The following is a 7020-nucleotide window of genomic DNA, read 5'->3' on the forward strand; positions in this document are numbered from 1 at the left end:
GCCACCATCAGAAGCAACCTCTTCTGGGCCTTCGGCTACAACATCGCCGCCCTGCCACTGGCCGCCGCCGGACTGCTCAACCCGATGATCGCCGGAGCCGCCATGGCCTTCTCCTCGGTCTTCGTCGTCACCAACAGCCTCCGGCTGCGCCGCTTCCGGCCCGCCTGAGCACCGGCACCTGCCGACGCGAGGGGCCCGGCAGACGCGAGGGGCCCGGACCGCCATCGGTCCGGGCCCCCGCCGTGCGTCAACGCCCCAGCAGCTCGCCGCCGTTGCAGTGCAGGATCTCGCCGGTGATGAACCCGGCCTCGGGCGAGGCGAGGAAGTGCACCGCCGCCGCGACCTCGCCGGTCTCACCGATCCGGCCGAGCAGGGTGCGGGCCGCCCGCCGGGCGACCTCGGCCTCGTCCAGCCGCGGCCCGAAGAACTCGGTGCCGCTGACCGTCCCCGGCGCGACGATGTTGGCCGTGATGCCCGAGGTGCCCAACTGGGCGGCCAGGAAGTGGTTCCAGGCGTGCAGCGAGGCCTTCGCCGCGCCGTAGGAGCCGGCCCCGCGCAGGGCGGCGATGGAGCTGATGGTCACGACCCGGCCGGAGCCCGGGGTGAGCCGGTCGCGGATCGACTCGGTGAGCAGCACCACGGTCAGCACGTTGCGCTCGAAGTCGCCGCGCCAGCGGGCCAGCAGGGCGTGCGGCCCACCCCCGACCACGGTCTCCCGGCTGCCGGCGTTGTTGACCAGGACGTCGATCCGCTCGGGCAGTTCGCGCAGCGCGGCCTCCACGGCGTCCGGGTCGGCGAGGTCGCACACCAGCGGGGTGACGTTGGACCCGAGGTCGGCTGCGGCCTTCTCCAGGACCTCCCGGCGGCGGCCCACGATCACGACGTGGTCGTCCGCCTCGGCGAACCGCCGCGCGACTTCGTACCCGATTCCCGTGCCACCGCCGGTGACGACGACGTTCCTGGCCATCTGCGCACTCCCTCCCCAGTTCCGCCGTCGCGCTGCGAGTGTGCGCGACGGTCCGTACCGGAATGCCACGATTCCTATCACGCTCGGTTGCCGTGACTGCGGGGAGGGTGACGTCCCGCGCGAGAGAAGGTGTGATATGGGCGGGGTACGGCGCGCACACGGAGCGTGGCGAGAGGCAGCTCACACCCCCCGGGCGTAACTTCTCGCACCCTGATACGTCTTAGGTTGGTAGTGCGGCAGTTTTTCCGACGGGCGAGGGCACGCTGAACGGCATCGTGTCCCCGCGCTTCCATCGGCTGCCGCCGACGGGGCTCCGGCGGGCCCCGGGAACGGTCGTCGTCCTGACGGCCTTCGCGCACGACGCCGGGGTTCTGGCGGGTCAGGGACGCTTTGAGCGGCCGTCCCCGGCTGCGGCCGGCCCCGGAGTCGTGCGCCGTACGGTTCCGTCTCCGCGCGGGCCCTTCCGGGGGCGCCGCGCGGGGACGCGGAGGGGCCCGGCCGCTCAGTCAGCGGCCGGGCCCCTTTCAGCTCCCGTCCGGGCGGTGCCCGGCGTCGGCGTCGTCGCGCGTGTCGTCAGCGCCCGTCGAGCGGGACGTAGTCGCGGATCGCGGTGCCGGTGTAGATCTGGCGCGGGCGGCCGATCCGGCTGGTCGGGTCGTTGATCATCTCGTGCCAGTGGGCGATCCAGCCCGGCAGCCGGCCGAGGGCGAACAGCACGGTGAACATGCTGGTCGGGAAGCCCATGGCGCGGTAGATCAGGCCGGTGTAGAAGTCCACGTTCGGGTACAGCTTGCGCGAGATGAAGAAGTCGTCCTTGAGGGCGTGCTCCTCCAGCTTGAGCGCGATGTCCAGCAGCTCGTCGCTCTTGCCGAGCTGGCCGAGGACCTCGTGCGCGAGCAGCTTCACCTGGGCGGCGCGCGGGTCGAACGCCTTGTAGACCCGGTGCCCGAAGCCCATCAGCTTGACGCCGGCTTCCTTGTTCTTCACCTTCGTGATGAAGGCGTCGACGTCGCCGCCGTCCTTCTGGATGCTCTCCAGCATCTCCAGGACGGCCTGGTTGGCGCCGCCGTGCAGCGGGCCCCACAGGGCCGAGATGCCGGCCGAGATCGAGGCGAACAGGTTGGCGTGGCTGGAGCCGACCAGACGCACAGTGGAGGTCGAGCAGTTCTGCTCGTGGTCCGCGTGCAGGATGAGCAGCTTGTCGAGGGCGTTGACCACGACCGGGTTGAGCTCGTAGTCCTCGGCGGGGACGGCGAACGTCATCCGCAGGAAGTTCTCGACGTAGCTCAGGTCGTTGCGCGGGTAGACGAAGGGCTGGCCCATCGCCTTCTTGTACGCGTAGGCGGCGATCGTCGGCAGCTTGGCGAGCAGGCGGACCGTCGACAGGTGGCGCTGGGCCGCGTCGAACGGGTTGTGGCTCTCCGGGTAGAACGTGGACAGCGCGCCGACGACCGAGGACAGCATCGCCATCGGGTGGGCGTCCCGCGGGAAGCCCTGGAAGAAGCGCTTGACGTCCTCGTGCAGCAGGGTGTGCTGGGTGATCTCGCGGTTGAACTCCGCCAGCTGGCCCGCGTTCGGCAGCTCACCGTTGATCAGGAGGTACGCGGTCTCGATGAACCCGCCCTGCGAGGCGAGCTGCTCGATCGGGTAGCCGCGGTACCGCAGGATGCCGTTGTCGCCGTCCACGAAGGTGATCGCGGACTTGTACGCGGCGGTGTTACCGAAGCCGTTGTCCAGGGTGACCAGGCCGGTCTGCGGGAGCAGCTTCGAGATGTCGAAGCCGGCGTTGCCCGCAGTGCTCTCGACGACGGGGTACTCGTACTCGCCGTCCTGGTACCGCAGTACTACCGAGTTGTCGCTCACGTCTTCCTCACCGACGAAATGAATCCTCTTCCAAGGTGCCCTGACTGTCTCTACCATCCCCCATCCGGAGGACAGTCGCGCACCCGGGGTGGCCCGAAAGGGCCCGCCCCTACAAAACCTGCCGCCGCAGCCGGTACGAACCGGACAAGATCGGCACCACCCTAGGCTCTGCCGTAAATCTCTTCACGTCAAGAGAACATTAGAGGCAACCATCCCGTTGGATAATCATCCAGTAGTCAGTCGATGATCGAGCGCGGTATGCCTCCGACCTGCGCTGACAGCCCGTACGGCCTGCGCGATCGCCTTCCGTGACCCGACCAGCACCACGAGTTTCCGAGCCCTGGTCACAGCGGTGTAGAGCAGGTTCCGCTGGAGCATCGTCCAAGCGGACATGGTGACCGGAATCACCACCACCGGGTACTCGCTGCCCTGCGAGCGGTGGATCGTCACCGCGTACGCGTGGGCCAGCTCGTCCAGTTCGTCGAAGTCGTAGGCCACCTCCTCGTCCTCGTCGGTGAGCACCGTCAGCCGCTGGTCGTCCACGCTGAGGGCGGTCACCACTCCCACTGTGCCGTTGAAGACCCCGTTCCGCCCCTTGTCGTAGTTGTTGCGGATCTGCGTGACCTTGTCCCCCACCCTGAACGTGCGGCCGCCGAAGCGGCGTTCAGCCAACCCCTCCCGGGCCGGCGTCACCGCCCCCTGCAACAGGGTGTTCAGGTTCCCCGCCCCCGCCGGACCGCGGTGCATCGGCGCCAGCACCTGGACGTCCCGGCGCGGGTCGAACCCGAACCGCTGCGGGATCCGCCGCGCCACCACGTCCACCGTCAGCCCGGCCGCCAGCTCCGCGTCGTCCTCCGCGAACAGGAAGAAGTCCGCCAGACCCTCCGTCAACGGCGGCTTGCCCTCGTTGATCCGGTGCGCGTTCGTCACCACCCCCGACTGCTGCGCCTGCCGGAAGATCCTGGTCAGCCGCACCGACGGGATCGGCCCGCCCGCCGCCAGCAGGTCCCGCAGCACCTCCCCGGCCCCCACCGAGGGCAACTGGTCCACGTCCCCCACGAACAGCAGGTGCGCCCCCGGCGGCACCGCCTTGACCAGCTTGTTCGCCAGGATCAGGTCCAGCATCGAGGCCTCGTCGACCACCACCAGGTCCGCGTCCAGCGGCCGGTCCCGGTCGTACGCGGCGTCCCCGCCCGGCTTCAGCTCCAGCAGCCGGTGCACCGTCGACGCCTCCACCCCGGTCAGCTCCGACAGCCGCTTCGCCGCCCGGCCGGTCGGCGCCGCCAGCACGACCTTGGCCCGCTTCGCCAGCGCCAGCGTCACGATCGACTTCACCGTGAACGACTTGCCGCAGCCCGGGCCGCCCGTCAGCACCGCGACCCGCTCGGTCAACGCCAACCGCACCGACTGCTCCTGCTCGGGCGCCAGCTCCGCCCCGGTCCGCTTCGCCAGCCAGTCCAGCGCCACCCGCCAGTCCACCCCGGCGAACCAGGGCATCCGGTCGGTGTCCGAACGCAGCAGCCGCAGCAGCTGGTTGGCCAGCGAGATCTCCGCCCGGTGGAACGGCACCAGGTACACCGCGGTGATCGGCCCGCCGCCGTCCCCCGGCACCGGCTCGCGCACCACCCCCTCCGTCGCCACCAGCTCCGCCAGGCAGTCGATCACCAGCCCGACGTCCACCTGCAACAGCTTCACGCCGTCCGCGATCAGCCGCTCCTCCGGCAGGAAGCAGTGCCCCTGGTCGGTGCTCTGCGACAGCGCGTACTGCAAGCCGGCCTTCACCCGCTCCGGGCTGTCGTGCGGGATCCCCACCGCCTGGGCGATCCGGTCCGCCGTCAGGAAACCGATCCCCCAGACGTCCCCGGCCAGCCGGTACGGCTCGTTCTTCACCACACCGATCGAGCCGTCGCCGTACTGCTTGTAGATTCGCACAGCCAGCGAGGTCGACACCCCGACCCCCTGCAGGAAGACCATCACCTCCTTGATGGCCTTCTGCTCCTCCCAGGCCGCCGCGATCTTCTTGGTGCGCTTCGGCCCCAGCCCCGGAACCTCGATCAGCCGGCCCGGCTCGTTCTCGATCACCTCCAGGGTGTCCGCCCCGAACCGCTCCACGATCCGCTCGGCGAACCGCGGCCCGATCCCCTTGATCAGCCCCGAGCCCAGGTACCGCTGGATCCCCTGGACCGTGGCCGGCAGCACCGTCGTGTAGTTCTCCACCGTGAACTGCCGCCCGTACTGCGGGTGCGAGCCCCACCGCCCGTGCAGCCGCAGCGACTCCCCGACCTGCGCCCCCAGCAGCGCGCCCACCACGGTCAGCAGGTCGTTCCCGCCCCGGCCGGTGTCCACCCGGGCCACCGTGTAGCCGGTCTCCTCGTTGGCGTAGGTGATCCGCTCCAACACGCCCTCGACCTGCGCGAGCTGGAGCGGCTGCTGCCCCGACGGCGCGTGCTTGCTCACCGGGCCCCCTTCGACCGGTACGGGTGGATCATTCCGCTACGCACCGTACCGCCCGGCCCCGACAAGCCCACAGCCCCGGAACCCGGCGGCCCGGCCCGGGCCCGGGCCTGCGGAGCCTGCCGTGCAGCGCCTCCGCCGAAGTGCCAGGCTGAGGGTAGGCAGGGGGACCGTCGACCGCGCCCGCCCGGGCCGGCCCCGTCCGAGGAGCAGTGCCGACATGCTCAACACCGCCTACCGCCCCGGCTCCCCCGACTGGCTCGACCTGAGCAGCCCCGACACCCGGGCCTCCGTGGACTTCTACACCGCGCTGTTCGGCTGGACCTTCGACTCGGCCGGCCCCGAAGCGGGCGGCTACGGCTTCTTCCGGCTCGACGGCCGCACCGTCGCCGCCCTCGGCCCGCTCACCGAGGAGGGCTCCGCACCCGCCTGGACCCTCTACTTCGCCACCCTCGACGCCGACCGCACCACCGAACTCGTCGAACAGGCCGGCGGCCGCGTCCGCTACACCCCCTTCGACGTCTTCACCTCCGGCCGGATGGCCGGCTACACCGACCCCACCGGCGCCGACTTCGCCGTCTGGCAACCGCACGACACCCGCGGCCTGGACCTCGTCGACCAGGAGGGCAGCCTCTGCTGGGCCGAGTGCCTCAGCGTCGACGCCGAACTCGCCAAATCCTTCTACCGCACCGTCTTCGGCTGGCAGGAACAGGACGTCCCGTTCGGGGACTCGCTCTACACCGTCCTCACCCCGGCGGGCGGCGGCACCGACGACGCGCACGGCGGCATCGTCCAGCTCCACCCCGACCAGACCGCCGCCGGCACCGCCTCGCACTGGTTCCCGTACTTCGAGGTCCCCAACGCGGACGCCAGCCTCGCCATCGCCGACACCCTCGGCGCCACCGTCCGGCTCCCCGCCACGGACGTCCACGGCGTCGGCCGCCTCGCCCGGCTCGCCGACCCGCACGGCGCGGTGTTCGCCGTCATCACCAGTGCCGCGCCCGGCGCGTGACACCCGCTCACCCCGGCCCGCCCACCCGGCCCCGGATCGTCCCCGAGAAGGGGCGTGAGGGGGTGCTACGGGCGTAGACAGGCGATCGAGGTCAACCGGTGCCTTCTATTCTCTGATCATGAGCGACATGACCGATCTGACGATCCGCCGGGCGACCGAGGCGGACCTCCCGGCGATAGTGGCGATGCTCGCCGACGACCCGCTGGGCGCGACCCGTGAGAGCCCCGACGACCTCACCGCGTACCGCACCGCCTTCGCCCGCATCGACGGCGACCCGCACCAGCACCTGGTCGTCGCCGACCGGGCCGGCCGGACCGTCGGCACCCTGCAGCTGACCGTCATCCCGGGCCTCTCCCGCCGTGGCTCCACCCGCACGATCATCGAGGCCGTCCGCGTCCACGCCGACGAACGCGGCAACGGGCTCGGCACCGACCTGATCGAATGGGCCGTCGAACGCTCCCGCGAACTCGGCGCCGACCTCGTCCAGCTCACCTCCGACGCCACCCGCACCGACGCCCACCGCTTCTACGAACGGCTCGGATTCGTTCCGTCGCACGTCGGATTCAAGCTGAAGGTCTGACCGAAGGTCCGACACCGCACCTCGGACAGAACGCCCGAGAAACGCGAAGAACCCCCATCCGGAATCCGGATGGGGGTTCTTCACAAAGGTTGTTCGGCGGCGTCCTACTCTCCCACAGGGTCCCCCCTGCAGTACCATCGGCGC

5 protein-coding genes are annotated in these 7020 nt (G+C 70.7%); 2 read left to right on the forward strand and 3 right to left on the reverse strand.

What is annotated here, in order from left to right; genetic code table 11:
• Nucleotides 1-247: 247 nt before the first annotated feature.
• From ACFV04_RS42825 to ACFV04_RS42835, 3 genes are all read right to left on the reverse strand, one after another.
• Nucleotides 248-967, reverse strand: coding sequence for an SDR family NAD(P)-dependent oxidoreductase (locus ACFV04_RS42825; RefSeq protein WP_380536508.1), 720 nt, complete (start codon nucleotides 965-967; stop codon nucleotides 248-250).
• 573 nt (nucleotides 968-1540) lie between these two features.
• Nucleotides 1541-2830, reverse strand: a complete 1290-nt coding sequence (locus ACFV04_RS42830) for a citrate synthase (protein WP_380350035.1) — start codon at nucleotides 2828-2830, stop codon at nucleotides 1541-1543.
• Between the two features lie 225 nt (nucleotides 2831-3055).
• The gene (locus tag ACFV04_RS42835) at nucleotides 3056-5287 is read right to left on the reverse strand and encodes an ATP-dependent RecD-like DNA helicase (protein ID WP_380350038.1); all 2232 of its coding nucleotides are present in this window, start codon (nucleotides 5285-5287) and stop codon (nucleotides 3056-3058) included.
• Between the two features lie 217 nt (nucleotides 5288-5504).
• Between ACFV04_RS42835 and ACFV04_RS42840 the strand changes: the two genes are divergently transcribed.
• On the forward strand, nucleotides 5505-6296 hold the full coding sequence (locus ACFV04_RS42840; protein ID WP_380350041.1) for a VOC family protein: 792 nt from the start codon (nucleotides 5505-5507) through the stop codon (nucleotides 6294-6296).
• A gap of 127 nt (nucleotides 6297-6423) precedes the next feature.
• Entirely contained in the window at nucleotides 6424-6876 is a 453-nt protein-coding gene (locus ACFV04_RS42845) for a GNAT family N-acetyltransferase (RefSeq protein WP_360268778.1), read from the forward strand.
• Nucleotides 6877-7020 lie beyond the last annotated feature (144 nt).

The organism is Kitasatospora sp. NPDC059599, from assembly GCF_042735125.1.
Taxonomy (GTDB): Bacteria; Actinomycetota; Actinomycetes; order Streptomycetales; family Streptomycetaceae; genus Kitasatospora.